16 protein-coding genes are annotated in these 18,940 nt (G+C 66.9%); 11 read left to right on the top strand and 5 right to left on the bottom strand.

What is annotated here, in order from left to right; all coding sequences use genetic code 11:
- Positions 1-8 precede the first annotated feature (8 nt).
- Positions 9-980 carry a LysR family transcriptional regulator gene (locus AC6LJY_RS06445; protein ID WP_104145800.1) on the top strand — a complete coding sequence of 324 codons (972 nt, stop codon included), beginning with the start codon at positions 9-11 and terminating at the stop codon, positions 978-980.
- Between the two features lie 46 nt (positions 981-1,026).
- Here AC6LJY_RS06445 and AC6LJY_RS06440 read toward each other — a convergent pair whose 3' ends face one another.
- Entirely contained in the window at positions 1,027-3,573 is a 2,547-nt protein-coding gene (locus AC6LJY_RS06440) for an ABC transporter permease subunit (RefSeq protein ID WP_498135529.1), read from the bottom strand.
- 63 nt (positions 3,574-3,636) lie between these two features.
- The gene (locus tag AC6LJY_RS06435) at positions 3,637-4,656 is read right to left on the bottom strand and encodes an amino acid ABC transporter substrate-binding protein (RefSeq protein WP_498135528.1); all 1,020 of its coding nucleotides are present in this window, start codon (positions 4,654-4,656) and stop codon (positions 3,637-3,639) included.
- A 169-nt stretch (positions 4,657-4,825) separates the two neighbouring features.
- Here AC6LJY_RS06435 and AC6LJY_RS06430 point away from each other — a divergent pair, with 169 nt between their 5' ends.
- Together AC6LJY_RS06430 and AC6LJY_RS06425 are read left to right on the top strand one after the other, a co-directional pair.
- Positions 4,826-5,965 (top strand): aminotransferase class V-fold PLP-dependent enzyme, encoded by a 1,140-nt coding sequence (locus tag AC6LJY_RS06430; protein WP_498135527.1) that lies wholly within the window; start codon positions 4,826-4,828, stop codon positions 5,963-5,965.
- Positions 5,966-6,003: 38 nt separating this feature from the next.
- Positions 6,004-7,299: an O-acetylhomoserine aminocarboxypropyltransferase/cysteine synthase family protein gene (locus AC6LJY_RS06425; protein ID WP_314363972.1), complete on the top strand. Its 1,296-nt coding sequence runs from the start codon at positions 6,004-6,006 to the stop codon at positions 7,297-7,299.
- Here AC6LJY_RS06425 and AC6LJY_RS06420 read toward each other — a convergent pair.
- Entirely contained in the window at positions 7,296-8,246 is a 951-nt protein-coding gene (locus tag AC6LJY_RS06420) for an AraC family transcriptional regulator (protein ID WP_498135526.1), read from the bottom strand. The genes AC6LJY_RS06425 and AC6LJY_RS06420 overlap by 4 nt on opposite strands.
- A 237-nt stretch (positions 8,247-8,483) precedes the next feature.
- Between AC6LJY_RS06420 and AC6LJY_RS06415 the strand changes: the two genes are divergently transcribed.
- The 5 genes from AC6LJY_RS06415 to AC6LJY_RS06395 all read left to right on the top strand — a co-directional run bounded on the left by AC6LJY_RS06415 (position 8,484) and on the right by AC6LJY_RS06395 (position 13,198).
- Positions 8,484-9,038 carry a carboxymuconolactone decarboxylase family protein gene (locus AC6LJY_RS06415; protein ID WP_046806746.1) on the top strand — a complete coding sequence of 185 codons (555 nt, stop codon included), beginning with the start codon at positions 8,484-8,486 and terminating at the stop codon, positions 9,036-9,038.
- The gene (locus AC6LJY_RS06410; RefSeq protein WP_314363977.1) at positions 9,038-10,171 is read left to right on the top strand and encodes an acyl-CoA dehydrogenase family protein; all 1,134 of its coding nucleotides are present in this window, start codon (positions 9,038-9,040) and stop codon (positions 10,169-10,171) included. Before AC6LJY_RS06415 ends, AC6LJY_RS06410 begins: the two co-directional genes overlap by 1 nt.
- Positions 10,168-10,965 carry an ABC transporter ATP-binding protein gene (locus AC6LJY_RS06405; RefSeq protein ID WP_498135525.1) on the top strand — a complete coding sequence of 266 codons (798 nt, stop codon included), beginning with the start codon at positions 10,168-10,170 and terminating at the stop codon, positions 10,963-10,965. The genes AC6LJY_RS06410 and AC6LJY_RS06405 overlap by 4 nt, the downstream gene beginning before the upstream one ends.
- Before the next feature lie 32 nt (positions 10,966-10,997).
- Positions 10,998-12,188, top strand: coding sequence for an ABC transporter substrate-binding protein (locus AC6LJY_RS06400; RefSeq protein ID WP_498135524.1), 1,191 nt, complete (start codon positions 10,998-11,000; stop codon positions 12,186-12,188).
- A gap of 260 nt (positions 12,189-12,448) precedes the next feature.
- Entirely contained in the window at positions 12,449-13,198 is a 750-nt protein-coding gene (locus AC6LJY_RS06395) for an ABC transporter permease (RefSeq protein WP_498135621.1), read from the top strand.
- A gap of 116 nt (positions 13,199-13,314) precedes the next feature.
- On the opposite strand, the gene AC6LJY_RS06390 is transcribed toward AC6LJY_RS06395, so the two are convergent.
- Positions 13,315-13,884 (bottom strand): surface-adhesin E family protein, encoded by a 570-nt coding sequence (locus AC6LJY_RS06390; RefSeq protein ID WP_498135523.1) that lies wholly within the window; start codon positions 13,882-13,884, stop codon positions 13,315-13,317.
- A gap of 144 nt (positions 13,885-14,028) precedes the next feature.
- On the opposite strand from AC6LJY_RS06390, the gene AC6LJY_RS06385 reads away from it, so the two are divergent.
- Positions 14,029-15,348, top strand: coding sequence for a hypothetical protein (locus tag AC6LJY_RS06385; RefSeq protein WP_498135522.1), 1,320 nt, complete (start codon positions 14,029-14,031; stop codon positions 15,346-15,348).
- Between the two features lie 162 nt (positions 15,349-15,510).
- Here the strand turns inward: AC6LJY_RS06385 and AC6LJY_RS06380 are convergent, their stop codons facing one another.
- Complete coding sequence (locus tag AC6LJY_RS06380) at positions 15,511-16,200, bottom strand: GntR family transcriptional regulator (protein WP_046806730.1); 690 nt, start codon at positions 16,198-16,200, stop codon at positions 15,511-15,513.
- A 120-nt stretch (positions 16,201-16,320) separates the two neighbouring features.
- Here AC6LJY_RS06380 and araD point away from each other — a divergent pair, with 120 nt between their 5' ends.
- Both araD and AC6LJY_RS06370 read left to right on the top strand, forming a co-directional pair.
- The gene (araD, locus tag AC6LJY_RS06375) at positions 16,321-18,051 is read left to right on the top strand and encodes an L-arabinonate dehydratase (protein ID WP_498135521.1); all 1,731 of its coding nucleotides are present in this window, start codon (positions 16,321-16,323) and stop codon (positions 18,049-18,051) included.
- A gap of 132 nt (positions 18,052-18,183) precedes the next feature.
- Entirely contained in the window at positions 18,184-18,894 is a 711-nt protein-coding gene (locus AC6LJY_RS06370; RefSeq protein WP_104145808.1) for a ribonuclease activity regulator RraA, read from the top strand.
- Positions 18,895-18,940: the final 46 nt, after the last annotated feature.

The raw sequence follows: 18,940 nt of genomic DNA, 5'->3' as shown, positions 1-18,940 counted from the left end.
CCCACGCCATGCCCCAGCCGCCCGTTCGCACTGTCCCGTCACAACCGCTTGCCCCCGAACGCATGGACTGGAACCTGCTGCGTACCTTCATGTTTGTCGTGCAAGAGCGCGGCGTGGGTCGCGCGGCGCAAGCGCTGCACCTGAGCCAGCCGGCCGTCAGCCAGGCGCTGAAGCGGCTTGAAGATGCAGTGGGTGGGCTGCTGCTGCACCGGCGCAACGGCGAATTCCGTCTGACCGGGCTGGGCGATGAAATCTACGCCATTGCCCGCGACATGTACGGCACGATGGCGCGCATTGAAAACGCCACCACCCAGGACCGCGCCGAAATTGCCGGTACGCTGCGGCTGCTGGTCATGAGCAAGGTGCAAAGCCCGGCCTATGACGATTTCCTGGCGCAGTTTCATCGGCGCTATCCCAAGATTGAGTTCCACGTGGATGTGCTGCCCAGCGCCGCCATCCTGGACGCCCTGGCCAAGCGCGTGCCGGCCCTGGGCATCTGTCTGTGCCGCAAACCGGTTGACGCGCTGGAGCGGCGGCTGTTTCTGCGCCACCATTACGCGGTCGTCTGCGGCCGTCATCATCCGCTGTTCTCCAAGCCGCGCGTCAGCCTGGAAGACCTGATGGACCAGAACTTCGTGTGCTTCGCCAGCGACCAGATCGGCGATACGCTATCGCCCTTGACGATCTTTCGCGATCAGCAGGGCTTTACCGGTCGCATCGTGGGCACCTCGCCCAATATCGAAGAGATACGCCGCATGGTGGTGGCCGGCATCGGCCTGAGTTTCTTGCCCGAACATTTGATACGCCAGGATGTGATGAGCGGTGACCTGCGCCGGCTGCCGCCCGCGGAGTCGGTGGCCGAGATCGATGTGTTCCTGACCTGGCACAAGCAACGCAAGCTGAGCACGGTGGAAGTCGCGTACCTGAGCGCCTTCGACCGTTTCCTGAACCGAATCCCGCTGGATTCGCGCGCGGGGTGATGGCGCTGGGCCGGCGCGCGCCTGCCCAGCGCGGTTACCGAAGGCGCTAACCCGCGCGCGTTTCCATGCGCCGGGCCACGCGTGACAGCGCCAGGCTGGCGCCGAAATACAGCAGCGCCACCGCCAGGTAGACCTCAACGTGATAGGGCCGCCAGTCGGTGCCCGCGACCACCGCCTTGGCCGCGCCCAATACGTCGAAGACGCCGATGATGCTGACCAGCGAGGTGTCTTTTACCGCGCCCACGAACACGCCCAAGGCGGCCGGCGCGGCGATGCGGCGGGCTTGTGGCCAGATCACCGTGGCATAGGCCGTGAACGGCCGCATGCCCAGGGCGCGCGCCGCCATCATCTGGCCGGGCGGAATCGCTTGCAATGCGCCGCGCAGCACCTCGGCCAACAGACACGCCGTATGCAGGGTCAGCGCGGCCAACGCCATGCTGAACTTGGACACGTTGCCGCCTAACAGCATGGGCAACACGAACGAGGCGAACAATAGTTGGGTCACCAGCGGCACGCCGCGCACCGCTTCGATCAGGCCGGCTGCCGCCATCGACCCGGCCCGGCTGCCGGACCGGCGCAGCAGCGCCAGCGCAAAGGCCAGCGGCACGGCGGCGGCCAGCGCGGCAATGGCCAGGATCAACGTGACCAGCAAGCCGCCCCAGCGTTGCGGCCCGATTGGCGTGCCGCCCCAGGGCCACCCGGACAAGGCGGAAACCGCGATGACCAGCAGCGTCAGAAGTAATCCAGGCAGCAGTGCCGGCAGGAACTTCGGTGGCAGCTTGGGTAGCAGCTTGGGCAGAAACTTCGGCAGCCACTTCGGCGGCAACTTCGGCAGCAACTTCGGCAGCCACTTCGGCAGCAACTTCGGCAGCCACTTCGGCGGCAACTTCGGCAGCCACTTCGGCAGCAACGCCGGCAGCGAACCTGGCGTCCACCTCGGCTGCAACGCGGCGAGCGAGCCCAGCAGGCGCCCCGGCACCGACCCGACCCGGCGCCGGCGCGCGGCCAGGCCGCCTGCGCCCAGCGTTAACGCGATGCCTGCGACCAGTGCCGCGCAGGCGACCAGCGCCGGGCCCCGGTCGCCCGGAGCCATCGTGCCAAAGACCAGCAGCGGCAGGTTCTCGCCCACGGCCGCCCAGCATGCGCCGGCGGCGCGCGCGCAGGCTTCGGGCTCGCCATGCCATACCGCGCCCAGCACGGCCCAGTCCAGCAACGCCCACGCCGCCATCGCAAGCGCCAGTGTGATTGCCACCGTCATGGCAAGCCGGAATCCGACGATCAATGCCGCCTTGATTGCCGAGGCGTACGTCGCCCTTGTTGCCAAGGTCAATGGCGCGGTGAGTGCCGATGCCAAGGCTTGTTGTGTTGCGGACGCCGTCAGCCCGTTCAGCGCGACCTGGCCAAGCTTGCCGCGCCTGCGTCGGTGGCCGTCCGTGGCGTTCCAGCGGGGTCGGTCACCCAGGCGCGGCCCGTGCGTGTCGCCCGGACCATGCCGTGCGTGGCGCGTATTCCAGGCCGACAGGCCGCCGCCCACCAGCAGCGCCAGGCTCAGGTAAATGGCCAGCGCCAGCGCAATGCCTTCCAGCGCCAGCCCCGTCTGCGTGATAGCGGTATTGATGACGGCCATCAATTCCTGGTAACCGATGGCAATGGCCAAGGTGCTGTTCTTGATCAGCGCCAGGCATTGGTTGGCGTAAGGCGGCAGCGCCACCCGCACGGCATAGGGCGCAATCACCCGCTGCATCACGGCGCGCGGCGTCAAGCCCATGGCCTGGCCGGCTTCCACCAGCCCCAGTGGCACCGCGCGCACGGCGGCGCGCACGATGTCGGCGATGTAGGCGGCGTGAAACACCACCAGCCCGATCAGCAGCGCCACGAACTCGATGCTGGGTTGCCAGCCGCCATGCAGCCCCAAGCCACGCTTGACCGGCAAGTCAATCTGCACGGCGGGCAGCAACGCCCAAGCGAACAGGACGGCGGCGGCCAACGCCGCATACACCGCGCGCGGGCAGGCGCGGCGTCGCGCCCAGGCGGCCAGCGCCAACGCGGCCATCACCACGGCGGCATACGGCAAGCAGCCATGCAAGGCAGGCAGGGCCAAGCCCCGATTGGACAGCAATACGGATGGCAACGGCGACCAGGCTTGCCGGGCATCCGGCAGCCGCAACAGCAGCCCATACCAGACGAACAATTGCAGTAACACCGGCGTGTTGCGCAGCGGGGCAATGATGGCGGCTGCGGCGCGCGCCGCCAAGGCGTTTGCCGATAGCCGCATCAAGCCCAGCGCGATGCCCAGCAACGTGGCCAGCGCAATCGCCAGGACGGCAACGGTCAGCGTGTTGACCAGGCCCGCTGCGATCGACATCCAGTAAGGATCGTCAGGCGTGACGCTCAACAGGCTTTCCGAAATGCGAAAGCCCGACGGCTGAAGCAGGAAGCCGAATCCGCCTTGCACCCCGCGCGCGGCCTGTACCCCTTCGATGTGCGCCAGCAACACGGCGGCCATGCCGCCCAGCACCAGCGTCCATGCCAGCGTGGGCAGCCAGCGGCGCAGGAAGCCGGGTGGCGCAAAGGGAAGTGTGGTTGCAGTCATTGAAGTCTTGCCCATGCAAAAGGCGGGCCCATGGCCCGCCAGCCGCGTTCAGTCCTTAGCGCTTCATTGGAATGGCGGCGAATACAGCAGGCCGCCCTTGTTCCATTGCGCATTCAGGCCACGGTCCAGTTTCAGCGGGGTGTTCGCGCCCAGGTTGCGGTCCCACACTTCGCCGTAATTGCCCACGGCCTTGATGGCGTTCTTGGCCCAGCTTTCGTCCAGGCCGAAGCTTTTGCCGATGCCCGGGTCCACGCCCAGCAGGCGGCGTACCTGTGCGTCGGTGCTTTGCGATTGGGCGTCGGCATTGGCCGACGTCACCCCCAGCTCTTCGGCGGCCACCAGCGCGTTGACCGTCCACCGCACAATGGCGGCCCAGTTGGGATCGTCCTGCCGAACGAAGGGGCCAAGCGGCGACTTGTTGATGCGTTCGGGCAGGATGACGAAGTCGTCCGGTTTGGCGGCGCGCGCCGCGCGGCTGGCGGCCAGCGTGGACGCGTCCGACAGGTACACGTCGCAGCGCCCGGCGTAGAACGCCTGTTCCAGTTCGACCAGGTTTTCAATCACCACGGGCCGATACGTCAGCTTGTTCTTCTTGAAGTAATCGACCAGGTTCTGTTCATTGACGGTGCCCGGTTGCACGCAAACCTGCGCGCCTTCAAGCTCGGTGGCGCTTTTGACGCCCAGCTTGCGCGGCACCAGAAAACCCTGGCCGTCGTAGAACACGATGCCGGCCGACGCAATGCCCAGGCCCGCGTCACGGCTGGACGTGATGGTGGTGTTGCGGTTCAGTACGTCGATTTCGCCGGACTGTAGCGCGGGAAAGCGCTGCTGCGAACTCAAGGGCACGAAGCGGGTTTTGTTCGCGTCGCCCAGCACGGCGGCGGCCAGCGCGCGGCACAGGTCGGCGTCCAGGCCGGTCCAGCGGCCGTCCTTGTTCGCAATCGACAAGCCGGCCGACCCTTGGCTGACGCCGCAAACCAGTTCGCCGCGCTTCTTGATGGTATCGACGGTGCCTGCCTGCGCCACGCCCGCGGCCAGCGCCACCGCCACGCCCGCCGCCTTCCAGAGTTGAATCAATCGCATGCCGTTCCCGTATCGTGTGTATGCAAGAAAGGCATGAATTCTAGGGGCGCGCCCGCAATATCCGAGCGACTGTATCGTCATATCAATATAAGAACTAAGCCTTATCCAGATGCGCATCGGGTCCCTAGAATTCGGCCATACCAAGTTGCAATCCACAGGAAGGCCGCGCATGAGCTGGCAGGACGAATTCAGGCAGTTATTTCCCATCACGCGTGACAAGGCCTACGCCAACATCGCCTACACCAGCCCGCTGTCGCCCAAGGTGGCCGATGCGGTGGCACAGTTTTTTGAGGGCATCACCCATGCCCGCAGCGACAAGCCGCAATGGCTGCGCGATGCCGATGCGTTGCGCGTGCGCCTGGCACGTCTGATCGGCGGCGACGCCCGGCGGCTGGCCTTCACCAAGAACACCACCGAAGGCTTGAACACCGTGGCGCAGGGCCTGCCCTGGCAACCCGGCGACAACCTGGTCGTGGATGATCAGGAACATCCCACCAATGCCTTGCCGTGGTTGAACCTGCGCCGCCACGGCGTGCAGGTGCGCGTGGCGGCGGCGACGTCGCATCGCTATACGGTGGACGATTTATGGCAGCACGTGGATGCGCGCACCCGTCTGATCGCGGTGTCATGGGTGCAGTACGGCACCGGCCTGCGTACCGACATTGCCGAGCTGGGCCGCCGCTGCGCGCAGCGCGGCATCTGGCTGGTGGTCGATGGCATCCAGGGGGCAGGGCTGCTGCGCGCGCGGGTAGACGAATGGCAGGTGGATGCCTTCGCCAGCGGCGCGCACAAGGGCATGCTGGGTCCGCTGGGCGTGGGCCTCTTGCATGTGTCGGAAAAATTGCTGGACGCGCTGGACCCGCTTTACGTGGGGCCATCGGGCGTCACTACCTTGGACAAGTCGGGCCTGCAATGGCAGGTGGGCGTGGCGGATGCGGGCGACGCGCGCCGTCTGGAAACGGGCAACCTCAACTACCCGGGCATCGCGGGTTGGGCGTGCGCGCTGGATCTGATCGAAGGCGCCGGCCCGGATCGCATCGAACCCTGGGTACTGGAACTGTCGCACGCCCTGCACGACGGCTTGCGGGCGCAGGGGGTGGCCGTGGTATCGCCGTCCGACCCCGAATTGCGCAGCACCACAACGGCGTTGCGCGTGGCCGACCCGGCCGGCGCGCTGGCGCATTTGACGCGCGCCGGTGTGGTGGCCAGCGTGGTGGAGTATGGTTACGTGCGCTTGTCCGTCGGCGCCTATAACAATCACGCGGACATCGACCGTATCCTGAGCGCCACGCGCGCCCTGGCGGCCTGATCCGCAAACTCGAATCAACGACATTCCTGGAGAGACACATGACTGAACCAAAGAAGCCCAACTGGCGCCTGGAAACCGTGGCCGTGCATGGCGGCTACCGCCCCGACCCGACCACGCGCGCCGTCGCCGTGCCCATCTATCAAACGGTTGCCTACGCGTTCGATGACACGCAGCATGGCGCCGACCTGTTTGACCTGAAGGTGCCGGGCAACATCTATACCCGCATCATGAACCCCACGACCGACGTGCTGGAGCAGCGCGTGGCGGCCCTGGAAGGCGGCATTGCCGCGCTGGCGCTGGCCTCGGGCCAGTCGGCCGTGACCTACGCCATCCTGACCATCGCGGAAGCGGGCGACAACATCATTTCGTCCAGCACGCTGTATGGCGGCACCTACAACCTGTTCGCGCACACGCTGCCGCAATACGGCATCACCACGCGCTTTGCCAACCCCAGCGACCTGGCCGCCTTCGAAGCGCAGATCGATGACCGCACCAAGGCCATCTTCGCGGAATCGGTCGGCAACCCGCTGGGCAACATCACCGACATCGCCGCGCTGGCCGACATCGCGCACCGCCATGGCCTGCCGCTGATCGTGGACAACACCGTGCCGTCGCCATACCTGCTGCGCCCCATCGAACACGGCGCCGACATCGTGGTGCAATCGCTGACCAAGTACCTGGGCGGCCACGGCACCAGCCTGGGCGGCGCCATCATTGATTCCGGCAAATTCCCGTGGGCCGAGCACAAGGCGCGCTTCAAGCGCCTGAACGAACCGGACGTGAGCTACCACGGCGTGGTCTACACCGAAGCATTCGGGCCGGCCGCCTACATCGGCCGCGCGCGCGTCGTGCCGCTGCGCAACACGGGCGCGGCGATCTCGCCGTTCAACTCGTTCCAGATTTTGCAAGGCATCGAAACGCTGGCGCTGCGCGTGGACCGTATCGTTGAAAACGCGGTCAAGGTGGCGAACTTCCTGCGTGAACATCCGAAGGTGGAATGGGTGAACTACGCGGGCCTGCCGGACCACCCCGACCACGCGCTGGCGCAGAAGTACCTGGGCGGCAAGGTGCCGGGCCTGTTCACCTTCGGCGTGAAGGGCGGCCGCGACGCGGGCGCGCGCTTCCAGGACGCGCTGCAACTGTTCACGCGCCTGGTCAACATCGGTGATTCCAAGTCGCTGGCGACCCACCCGGCATCCACCACGCACCGGCAGCTGAATCCCGAAGAGCTGCAAAAGGCAGGCGTGCGCGAAGAAACGGTGCGCTTGTCCATCGGCATCGAACACATCGACGACCTGATCGCCGATCTGGAACAAGCGTTGGCGCAGGTTTAAGCGCCGCCCGGCGGACGCTTGCGCAGGGCCGAGGGCGCAACGCCCTCGGTGCGCTGAAACACCCGGCTGAACGCCGCCTGCGATCGATAGCCCACACGCTCCGCCGCATCCTGTATGCCCATGCCCTGGCTCAGATACCGGCGCGCCACGCGCATGCGCAGCAATTGCAGCAGCTGGGCGGGTGTGGTGCCGCTTTGCAGCGTGAAGCGTCTGTGAAACGTGGCCTTGGACATATGCAGGCGGTCGGCCATGTCCTGCATGCTCCAGGGCGCGGCGGGCTGCGCCAGGATGGCTTGCAGCAGGCTGGCCATGGCGGGGTCGCGCGCCAGCACGAACAGCCCGTAGGCCTGGCGATCATGCACGGCCAGATGGCGCAGCATGAAGAAGATCAGCAGATCGGTCAGCCGTTCCAGCACCACGGGCGAGCCGCCCGGCGTGGGCGCGATGTCGGCGGTTTCGGCCAGGATCAGGTCGAACACGCCGCGCGCCGTGCGAAAGCGCTCGTCCTGGGCGCGCAGCACCAGGTAGTCGGGCAGGGTGTCGGCCAACAGGTCGGCCAGCCCCGGCCGGAATTGGAAAAAGCCGCAGGCCAGACCCGTGCCGTCGGCCTGCCGGGGCAGCAGCGGCTCCATGGCGCGGCACAGCGCGGTGCCGGGCGCCACGGCATCAAGCGGCGTCAGCGCATGCGGAATATCCCGCAGGAAAAATATGCCGTCGCCGGCGGCAAGCGTCAGCGTGTCCAGCTCGGCGCCCTGGCCGTCATGCAGTGCAACGCGGCAGCGGCCATGCAAAATCAGATGAAAGCTGGCGCGCGCGCGGCCGCTGGTGCTGGCGGACCAATTGCCGCAATACTGGCCCAGGTGATACAAGCTGGATTGCACTTCCAGGCTGGACAGAAGCAGCGCGTCGACGGCGGCTTGATCGGTAGGGGAGGCGTCGTTGGGCAAGATGGGCAGGCGTGGCGGTGGCGAAGGTGGGGGCGGAGCTTGGGGACGGTGCTGGTGACGGTAACTCGCAACTGATCTGGTCCAGTGACCGTCGCAGTTTCGGCTGGTTATAAGCGCATAGCTGAAAGTCGATAAGATCTAGCATCAAGTTGCGATCATCGCGCATTGTCGCTTGTGGCCGGGCGCCCGCACAATATTGTTTTCAACCTTGTCTTGAACGACACCCAGGAGATTCATATGGCCCGTTTGCCCGTCCATACCGCGCAAAGCGCTCCCGAATCCACGCGCGCCGCGCTGGCCGCCGCGGAGCAGGGCGCGGGATACCTGTCCAATCTGCTGGGCGTGCTGGCCAATGCGCCGGTGGCGCTGGAAGCCTATCAAACCCTGTCGCAATTGAACGCGCGCGCCGGCCTTAGCTTGCAGGAACGCGAGGTGGTGCAACTGGTGGCGGGCACGCGTCACGGCTGCACGTTCTGCGTGGCGGGCCACACCGCCATCGCCCGCAACAAGGCGCGCTTGTCGCCCGAGGTTGTCGATGCGCTGCGTGCGCAAGGCGTGCTGCCCGACCAACGCCTGCAAGCGCTGGCGGCGTTCACCGAAGCCGTGATCGACACCCGCGGGCGCGTCAGCGACGACGCACTGCAAGCGCTGCGCGATGCCGGCTATACGGACGGCAACGCGCTGGAAGTGATTGTGGGCGTGGGGCTGGCCACCATCTGCAACTTTGGCAATAACCTGGCGCAGACCCCGCTGAACGAACAGCTGCGTGACTACGCCTGGAGCGGCGCGTGATGGCGGCGCAAGCCTTGAACCCCGACGCAGGCCTGCGCCTGCCTGACGATCTGGCAGCGTGGCTGGCCGACCATGCCGACGCGCTGGACGACGGCACGCAGGACGCCGCCACTGTGCTGCCCAGGCTGGCGCGGGCCGGCATCTTTCGTATCGGCGTGCCGCAAGCGCAGGGCGGGCTGGCCGGTACGGACATTGGTGACGCCATCGAAGCCGTGTCGCAAGTGGCCGAGTATTCGGTTGCCAGCGCCTTCGTGGCGTGGGGCCAGCGTGTCTTTATCGAATACCTGTTGCGCAGCCCGAACGCGGGCTTGGCGCAACGTTGGTTGCCCGCGCTGTTGTCGGGCGAACAAGCGGGCGCCACCGCGCTGTCGAACGCGATGAAGTTCTTGTCGGGCATCGAATCGCTGCAAATCAGCGCGCGCGAATCCGAGGGCGCCTGGGTGCTGGACGGCCGCATGCCGTGGGTGACGAATCTGCGGCCCCAGGGCTTTCTGGTGGCGGCCGCCGTCAGCGCACCCGACGGCACGCCGGCCGTGGTGGCGTTGCCGCACGATATCGCGGGGCTGGTGCGCAGCCCGGACCTTTCGCTGATGGCCTTGCAGTCCAGCAATACGGCGGCGTTGGAGGTGCAGGGCGTGCGCATCGATCCGGAGTGGCTGATCCACCCTGACGCGCGCCAATATCTGCCCGGTGCCCGGCCGGCTTTTGCGGGGCTGCAATGCGGCTTGTCTATCGGCCTGGCACGGCGCGCCTTGCAGGCGGCGGCCCAAAGCGGGCAGGGGCAGGCGTCGCGGGGCATCCTGGGCGAACCCCTGGCGGCGTTGCGCGCGCAGGTGCAAGCCCTAAGCGCAAGCCTGATCGATGGGGTGCGCAGCGGGCGTTTCGTAACCGAGCCCTGGGCGTTGTTCGAGATCCGCATCGCGCTGGCCGAGGCCGCGCAGCAGGCGGTGCAACTGGAACTGCAAGCCAGCGGCGGCGCAGCGTATCTGACCAGTGCCGGTGCGGGCTTTGCCCGGCGGTGGCGCGAGGCGGCTTTCCTGCCCATCGTCACGCCTAGCCTGGTGCAGTTGAAAACCGAATTGGCCAAGCGCCAGGCCAAGCTGGCGGCCGAAGCGGCCGGGATCGCGGTATGACGGCGGGCGCGCCGCCGGTGTTGCAGGCGCGCGGCCTGGCCCTGCGCTATCCCGCCGCACCGGCGCCGGTCTTTGAAGCGGTCGACCTGGACTTGGCGCGCGGCGAAGTGGTGGCGGTGCTGGGCGCCAGCGGCGCGGGCAAATCCAGCCTGCTGCGCGTGCTGGCGGGCCTGCAAGGGGCCACTGCCGGATCGCTGCTCATGGAAGGCGCGCCGCTGACCGGCGTGCACCCGCGCGTGGCGGTGGCGTTTCAAGACCCCAGCCTGTTGCCGTGGCTGTCCCTGGAACGCAATGTGGCGTTCGGGCTGGACTTCAAGCATCAACCGGTGTTGACGGACGCGCAGCGCCGGGCGCGCGTGGACCAGGCCATTGACGAAGTCGGTCTGTCGCATGCGCGGCACCTGCGCCCCGCGCAGCTGTCCGGTGGCATGGCCCAACGCACCGCCTTGGCGCGTTGCCTGGCGCGCCAGCCGTCGGTGTTGCTGCTTGATGAGCCGTTCGGCGCGCTTGACGAAGTCACGCGTGGCGACATGCAACTGCTGCTGCGCAAAGTGGTGGCCGACTTCCAGACCGCCGCCGTGCTGATCACCCACGATATCGACGAAGCCCTGGTGCTGGCCGACCGCATCGTGCTGCTGGGCGGCGCGCCCGGCCGCATCCTGGGCACCTGGCAGGTTGACCTGCCGCAGCCGCGCGCCGACCTGTTGCCTGAAATGGGCGCGCTGCGCCTTGAAATCCTGACCCGCTTGCGCAGTGCGCTGCGCGCGGGTCATGTTGCGTCTGTACCGGCCTGACCGGATTCCGATTCCCAAGCAAGGAGTATTTGATGTGCCTGGAACACATGTCGCGTCGCGACTGGTTGAAACTATCGGCCCTGCTGACGGCAGGTGGCGCAGCGTCCTTGCTGTCGGCGTTCAACGCCCGCGCGCAAACCGAGCCGGACGCGCCCGTGCGCATCGGCTATCTGCCCATTACCGACGCCGCGCCGCTGCTGGTGGCGCATAACAATGGCCTGTTCGAGAAGGCCGGGGTCAAGGCAGAAAAGCCCACGCTGCTGCGCAGTTGGGCGCAGGTGATCGAAGCGTTTATTTCCGGGCAGGTCAACGTGGTGCATCTGCTGTCGCCCATGACCGTGTGGGCGCGCTTTGGCAGCCAGGTGCCGGCCAAGGTGGTGGCATGGAACCACGTGGGCGGGTCCGGCCTGACCGTGGCGCCCGCCGTCAACAGCGTCAAGGAACTGGGCGGCAAGACCGTCGCCATTCCGTTCTGGTATTCCATCCACAACGTCATGCTGCAATACCTGCTGCGCGAAAACGGCTTGACGCCGGTAGCGCGCAAGGACGGTTCGGCGGGTGCCGATGAGGTCAACCTGGTCGTTATGGCGCCCGCCGACATGCCGCCCGCGCTGGCGCAGAACCGCATCGCCGGCTACATCGTGGCCGAGCCGTTCAATGCGCTGGCCGAAACGCTGGGCGTGGGCAAGGTGCTGCGTTTTACCGGCGACGTCTGGCGCAACCACGCGTGCTGCGTGGTGTTCATGCACGAGCGTGACCTGGAACAGCGGCCGGCGTGGTCGCAAAAGGTGGTGGACGCCATCGTGCAGGCGCAGCTGTGGATTCGGGACCATCGGGCCGAGACGGCGCAACTGCTGTCCAAGGAAGGCATCAACCGCTACACGCCGCACGCCTTGCCGGCGCTGACCAAAGTGCTGGCACCGCCCGCGTCCGACCGAGAGCAGTACCTGGCCAGCGGTGCCATTCGCCATGCCGATTGGGATGAGCGCCGGATCGACTTCCAGCCGTATCCCTTTCCCAGCTACACCGAAGAGCTGGTGCGCCGCCTGCGCGACACGGTGATCGAGGCCGACCGGGGCTTTCTTGCCGACCTGGACCCGGCCCGCGCGGCGCGCGAGTTGGTGGACGACCGCTACGTCAAGCGCGCCATCGAATCCGTGGGTGGCCTGAGCCGCTTCGGCTTTCCCGACGCCTACAGCCGGACTGAAATGGTGCAGGCGTGACGGCACGGGAATCGCTTGCCGGCGCGGCGGTAGACGGTATGGCACAACCGGCACAACCGGCACAAACCGAGCACACCGAGCACACCGAGCGCACCGAGCGCACCGAGCGCACCGGGCACAGCGGGCACACCGGGCAAACCGGGCAAACCGAGCACACCGGGCAAACCGGGCAAACCGAGCACACCGGGCAATCGCCACAATCGCCGTCCGTGGCATCCACGACGCGGGCCGGGCGGACGGTTCGCGCCGGGGCGGGATCCCTGGGCCTGGGCGCGCGATGCGCACTGGGCCTGGGCGGCCTGGCTGCGCTGCTGGCGCTGTGGTGGCTGGGCACGGACGTGCTGTCGCCGGCCGGCGGCATGGCGCGGCGCTTTTCGCCGGGCGCCACATTCATCAGTCTGGCCGAATTGCTGACGGCGTCCGACCTGCCGATGCACATCCTGGTCAGCCTGCGGCGCATCGGCGTGGGCCTGGGGTTTGCGCTGGCCATCGGCATGCCGCTGGGGCTGGCCATCGGCAGTTGGCGCCGCCTGGAAGCCACGGTGTCGCCCGCCATGCAGTTCCTGCGCATGATTTCGCCGCTGTCCTGGATGCCGATAGCCGTGATGGTGTTCGGCGTGGGCGACGATCCGGTCTATTTCCTGCTGACGTTCGCCGCCGTCTGGCCCATCGTGCTGAATACGGCGGCCGGCGTGCAGCAGCTGGACCCGCGCTGGTTACAGCTGGCGCAGAGCGTGGCGGCCACGCGTTGGGAGACCTTGCGCAGCGTGATCCTGCCCGGCGTGCTGGGCCACATCCTGACCGGCGTGCGCCTGGCCATCGGCATTTTGTGGATTGTGCTGGTGCCGTGCGAGATGCTGGGCGTGTCGGCGGGGATGGGGTATTTCATCCTGGACACGCGTGACCGGCTGGCCTATTCAGAACTGATGGCCATGGTGTTGATGATCGGCGTGCTGGGCTTTGTGCTGGACGCGGCGGCGCGCGGCTTGTATCGGTACTGGCGCGGATAGAGCGCAGGCAGGGCGCAGGTAGGGCGTGGCTAGGGCGAGGACAGGGCGCGGATAGGGCGCGGATAGGGGCGCAGCAAGCGATGCCACTGCGCGGCGGGGTCGGCGCCCGCCGCCTGTCACTTGCGCGCGTTCTTGCCCGGCGCCGGGCAGACCACGCCGCGCAGCTTGCGTTGCACGGGGTCGCGGGCGACCGGCGCATTGTGAATGCCCGCCACGGGTATCGATTCCACCAGCGCGCCGGTGGCGTTGTTGCCGGCGTAGTGCTGGGTCTGCGTGACGGTGTAGGTGTTGGCGCTGCAATTCAAAATGATGGGCTGCGACACCGACGCGTAAGGCTGGCCGTTGGTCTCGGACACGCGCGGCTGCGCGTAAAACCAGGCCACGGTCACCGCCATCACCACCGGGCGGTCGGACATGGGCGCGATGGACGCGCTGTCGTAGAACACACCGGGCATCGCTTGCGGGTCCAGCGGCGTCCAGACCGGGTCGCCGCCAAAGGTCATGCCGGATACGCCCAGGTCGCGCGGCACGATGTTGACGGCGCAGGCGTCGGCGGGAATCGGATCGCCTTCGCGCACCGTCACCGCCGCGCAAACATCCGGCGCGACGGCTTTTACGGGCTGCCCCCAGGCGGCTGCCCCGAAAACGAGCAGGGCTAGGGTAAGCGGGGCGAGCCTTGCAATCATGTCCGGGTTCCGTGTGTGGCCGATGCGGCGTAAGAGTATGTCACGCCAGTATAGAGAACGTTGCGCAACGCGCTATAGTTTCGCCCATTCTCCAAACGCCACCGGCCAAATGGTTGGTCTTCATCCCCAGTATGTGTTGTCGCCATGAACCTTAGACTGCTTGCCAGCGGCGTCGCCATCGCCGTCGCGGCGGTCTTGGGCTATGGCATCTACCAGTTGGTGCCGATGGGCCAGCCGTTGACCCGCAGCGAAGTCATCGGCGAACTTAACGGCTTGCCGCTGGCCTCGTCCTCGCGCGTGTCGCTGCAACGGTTCGGTGAACGACAACTGTTGATCGGCCAGCGCCTGGTCGGCGCCAAGGACCTGTCCAGCCTGGAACGCGCGCCGCTGCTGGATGCGCAACTGCCCGGCTACGACGCGCGCCAGCCCCCGCCCTGGCAACTGGCCGACACGCGCAACCTGATGTATGGCGGGCAGGGCACCGGCGTGTTCGAGCTGCTGGGGTCGGTGCGCGGGGATACCGGCGTCAGCGTAATCGGCGCGCCCGACCGCGGCACGCTGTATCTGGTGACCGCTGCGCCGGCGGCCGGGCAGGGCGAGTCGCCCTCCGGCTGGGACACCCTGCGGTCGGACGACCTGGGCAAGACCTGGACCTACGCGCCCGATGTCACGCTGGGCGGCTCGCGCCAGTACACCGTATTCCTGACCGGTCAGCGCGTCATCGCGCTGGAACGCCATGAGTCCGGGCAGCGCCTCTTGGTCAGCGAAGATGGCGCCCGCCACTGGGCGGCCACGCGGCTGGACGACCAGGTCTGGCCCGACGCCAGCGCGTTCGATCGCGCGTTCCGCGAAGCCGCCGAACGGCCCGGCAACCCGCGCGCCGACGACCAATTGGCCTATGACTGGTCGCTCTATCCGCTGGACGACACGCACGCCGTCGGCTGGAGCTGGCGCACGCGGGTCAGCCTGAATGCGTCCCACGGCAACGAAGTGCTGGAGACGCGGCGTTTCGAAGTGGAATTCCAGGACGGCGCACCGCCCGGCTTTCGCATCACGCAGGGCGTGCCGCCCGTGCCCGCGCCAGCGCCGGACGACCTGTACACGCGCGACCAGGCCGTGTTTCAGACCCAGGGCGACGCCATCTATGAACTGGACAAAGCCGATCGCTCATGGCGGCGGCGCGCGGTATCGCCCAGCGTGCAGGGCACGCCAAGCTGGATCGGCGACGCCTGGTTTGGCCCCAACGCGTGGGTCATCAAGACCTACGCCGATCATTTGTTGTCGTTCAACGAATACACCAAGACGTACTTCTATACGCGCGACCACGGCAAGACCTGGCGCCCGTTTCAAATGCCGCAGGACGTGGAAACCGGCCTGATCGGGCTGGACTTGGCCGGCGACGGCCTGTTGTCGCTGGCCGAGCGCGACGGCAAGACGGTCATCCGGCGGTATCCGCTGGACTAGGCGCAGGCCGGGCCGCGTTGGCGGGCCGGAAGGCTGACGGGCAGGAAGGCAGGCAGGAAGGCAGGCAGGCAGGAAGGCAGGAAGGCAGGAAGGCAGGCAGGCAGGCAGGCAGGCAGGCTGAGGCGCGTTTGGCCGTCGCGCTATCCCCTCCGATCTATCCCGCTATTGCTCCAGCACGTATTCCGGATACCGCTTGCAGATCTCGGCCACCTGGCTCAGCGTGCCCGACAGATGCTCGCGCAGCACGCGCTGCGCGCCGGCCGGGTCTTGCGCCACGATGGCGTCCAGCAGGCGTTGATGGTCGTCCATGATGCGTTCAGCCTTGCCGGCCTCGGGCAGATGCAGGCGACGCAAGCGATCCAGGTGCCCGCTGTAGCGCTGCTCCAGTTCCCACAGGCTGTGCACGCCCGCCGCCGTGTGCATGTCGCGGTGAAACGCCTGATCGGCGTTGATGAACTGCTGGTATTGCCCGCTGGCGTGGCTGGCGTGCTGCAAGTCGATGCTGGCTTGCAGGCGCTGGTGCAGGATGGGGTCGGGCCGTTGCGCCAGCATGTGCACGATTTCAAGCTCCAGCGATTGCCGCAGGAAATGCGCCTGGCGTGCCGCCGGGATGTCGATGCGGCTGACCACCGTGGTGTGCTGCGGATAAATCTCCACCAGCGCCTCTTCCGCCAGCCGCATCAGCGCGTCACGAATCGGCGTCTGGCTCAGGCCATACGTTTCGGCCAGCGTCACGCGGGACAGGGGCGCGCCGGGGGCGAGCTCCAGCGACACGATCTGTTCGCGTAGATGTTCGAAGACCTGGGGCGCCGCGTGGCGCGAACGGTCCAGTCTTAGCTTGGGGCTTTGCATCGCTGGCCTGGCGGGGTACGGGGGTAGAGCCCGCAGTGTAGCGGGTTTCCACCTAGCTGACGCACTAATGTATTAGTGTTTAAATGGCTTCATCCCCACCACGCCTTTCTTTATTCCCCCATGAAACGTACCTACGAAAGTCTGCGCAGCGCCGCCTGGATGGCCAAGGATGACCTGCGTTCGTTCGGCCACCGTTCACGCATGATGCAGATGGGCTACGGCCCGGACGACTGGGTCGGCCGGCCCATCATCGCCATCGTCAACACCTGGTCGGACCTGAACCCCTGTCACAGCCACTTCAAGCAGCGCGTCGAAGACGTGAAGCGCGGCGTGTTCCAGGCGGGCGGCTTTCCGGTGGAGCTGCCGGCGATCTCGGTGTCGGAATCGTTCGTCAAGCCCACCACCATGCTGTATCGCAACTTCCTGGCCATGGAAACCGAAGAGCTGCTGCGCAGCCACCCGGTCGATGGCGCGGTGCTGATGGGCGGGTGCGACAAGACCACCCCGGGCCTGTTGATGGGCGCCATCAGCGCCGGGCTGCCGTGTGTGTACGTGCCCGCCGGCCCCATGCTGCGCGGCAACTGGAAGGGCAAAATCCTGGGATCTGGCTCGGACGCGTGGAAGCTCTGGGACGAACGCCGCGCCGGCAAGATCACGCAAGAACAGTGGACCGAAGTGGAAGGCGGCATCGCGCGCAGCTACGGCACCTGCATGACGATGGGCACGGCCAGCACCATGACGGCCATTGCGGAAGCCATCGGCATGACGCTGCCGGGCGCTTCGTCGATTCCGGCGGCTGACGTGAACCACATGCGCATGTCCGCCGAATGCGGCCGCCGTGTGGTGGAAATGGTCTGGGACGATCTGACCCCGCAACGCATCCTGAACATGGCGTCGTTCAAGAACGCCATCAACGTGGCCATGGCCATGGGCTGCTCGACCAACGCCATCATCCACCTGGTGGCCATGTCGCGCCGCGCGGGCCACGCCGTCGGCCTGGAGGACTTTGATGCCGCCAGCCGCAAGGTGCCCGTCATTGCGAACATCCGGCCCAGCGGCGACACCTACCTGATGGAAGACTTCTATTACGCCGGCGGCCTGCCCGCGTTGATGACGCGCCTGGAAGGGCACCTGGACCTGTCGGCCATGACGGTGACGGGCAAGACGCTGGGCGAGAACATCGCGGGCGCCGAGGTCTATAACGATGACGTGATCCGCAAGCTGGACACCGCCATCTACGACGAAGGCGCGCTGGCGGTTTTGCGCGGCAACATTGCGCCGGACGGCTGCGTCATCAAGCCCAGCGCCTGCGCCCCGCAGTTCTTGCAGCACACCGGCCCCGCGCTGGTGTTCGACGACTACCCCAGCATGAAGGCGGCGGTCGATGACGAGAACCTGGACGTCACGCCCGAACACATCATGATCCTGCGCAATGCCGGCCCCCAAGGCGGCCCGGGCATGCCGGAATGGGGCATGCTGCCGATCCCGACCAAGCTGGTCAAGCAGGGCGTGCGCGACATGCTGCGCCTGTCTGACGCACGCATGAGCGGCACGAGCTACGGCGCCTGCATCCTGCACGCGGCGCCCGAGTCCTACGTGGGCGGCCCGCTGGCCTTCGTCAAGACGGGCGACCTGATCACCGTCGACGTGCCGGCGCGCAGCATCCACCTGAACATCAGCGACGAAGAACTGGCCGCGCGCCGCGCCGCCTGGACGCCGCCGCCCAAGCGCTATGAGCGCGGCTACGGCTGGATGTATTCCAAGCACATCCTGCAAGCCAACGACGGCTGCGATTTTGACTTCCTGGAAACCGAATTCGGCGCACCGGTGCCGGAGCCCGAGATCTTCTAAGCGCAACGGCGGGCAACTGCCCGCCGCGCCGATTCGTTATCGCCTTTCATTTTTGCGAATTCATTTTTGTGATTTCAATTTTGTGATTTCAATTTTGTTTTCCGCATTTTGCCCGGAGCCATCGTGTCCCAAATGAATCCCGAAACCCGTGCCCGCCTGTCCGGCATCAGCACGGCCACCCTGTGCACGGCGCTGTTCAAGCGCGGCCTGCGCAACCAGTTCATCCAGGATGTGCGTCCGCTGAACGCCAACCTGCCCAACATGGTCGGCCCCGCGTTCACGCTGCGCTACATCCCGGCTCGCGAAGACCTGAACACCATCAAGGTGTTCGAAGACCGCTCGCACCCGCAGCGCGTGGCGGTTGAGACCTGCCCGGAAGGCGCGGTGCTGGTCATGGACAGCCGCAAGGACGCGCGCGCCGCGTCCGCCGGCTCCATCCTGGTGACGCGGCTGATGAAGCGTGGCGTGGCCGGCGTGGTGACCGACGGCGGCTTTCGGGATTCGCCTGAAATCGCCGAGCTGGGCTTTGCCGCGTATCACCAGCGCCCCTCGGCGCCTACCAACCTGACTTTGCACCAGGCGCTGGACATCAACGCGCCCATCGGTTGCGGCGACGTGGCTGTGTGGCCGGGCGACATCGTCGTGGGCGACCGCGAAGGCGTGGTGGTGATCCCCGCGCATCTGGCCGATGAAATCTCGGTCGAAGCCGTGGAAATGACCGCGTTCGAAGACTTCGTGACCAGCCAGGTGCAGCAGGGCGCGTCCATCCTGGGCCTGTACCCGCCCACCGACCCGGGCACCAAAGACAAATTCGCCGCCTGGCGCAAAGCGCAGGGGCGGTAAGCCAAAACACCAGGCCAAACACCAGGCCAAACACCAGGCCAACCCC

The organism is Achromobacter sp. RT286_PF (genome assembly GCF_059760425.1).
Note: the sequence above shows the minus strand (reverse complement) of the source record. Positions and strands in the feature narration are given on the sequence as shown.

Coding starts and splice junctions, on each gene's coding strand:
- AC6LJY_RS06445 (WP_104145800.1), top strand. CDS start 9: ATGCCCCAGCCGCCCGTTCGCACTGTCCCGTCACAACCGCTTGCCCCC.
- AC6LJY_RS06440 (WP_498135529.1), bottom strand. CDS start 3,573: ATGACTGCAACCACACTTCCCTTTGCGCCACCCGGCTTCCTGCGCCGC.
- AC6LJY_RS06435 (WP_498135528.1), bottom strand. CDS start 4,656: ATGCGATTGATTCAACTCTGGAAGGCGGCGGGCGTGGCGGTGGCGCTG.
- AC6LJY_RS06430 (WP_498135527.1), top strand. CDS start 4,826: ATGAGCTGGCAGGACGAATTCAGGCAGTTATTTCCCATCACGCGTGAC.
- AC6LJY_RS06425 (WP_314363972.1), top strand. CDS start 6,004: ATGACTGAACCAAAGAAGCCCAACTGGCGCCTGGAAACCGTGGCCGTG.
- AC6LJY_RS06415 (WP_046806746.1), top strand. CDS start 8,484: ATGGCCCGTTTGCCCGTCCATACCGCGCAAAGCGCTCCCGAATCCACG.
- AC6LJY_RS06410 (WP_314363977.1), top strand. CDS start 9,038: ATGGCGGCGCAAGCCTTGAACCCCGACGCAGGCCTGCGCCTGCCTGAC.
- AC6LJY_RS06405 (WP_498135525.1), top strand. CDS start 10,168: ATGACGGCGGGCGCGCCGCCGGTGTTGCAGGCGCGCGGCCTGGCCCTG.
- AC6LJY_RS06400 (WP_498135524.1), top strand. CDS start 10,998: ATGTGCCTGGAACACATGTCGCGTCGCGACTGGTTGAAACTATCGGCC.
- AC6LJY_RS06390 (WP_498135523.1), bottom strand. CDS start 13,884: ATGATTGCAAGGCTCGCCCCGCTTACCCTAGCCCTGCTCGTTTTCGGG.
- AC6LJY_RS06385 (WP_498135522.1), top strand. CDS start 14,029: ATGAACCTTAGACTGCTTGCCAGCGGCGTCGCCATCGCCGTCGCGGCG.
- AC6LJY_RS06380 (WP_046806730.1), bottom strand. CDS start 16,200: ATGCAAAGCCCCAAGCTAAGACTGGACCGTTCGCGCCACGCGGCGCCC.
- araD (WP_498135521.1), top strand. CDS start 16,321: ATGAAACGTACCTACGAAAGTCTGCGCAGCGCCGCCTGGATGGCCAAG.
- AC6LJY_RS06370 (WP_104145808.1), top strand. CDS start 18,184: ATGAATCCCGAAACCCGTGCCCGCCTGTCCGGCATCAGCACGGCCACC.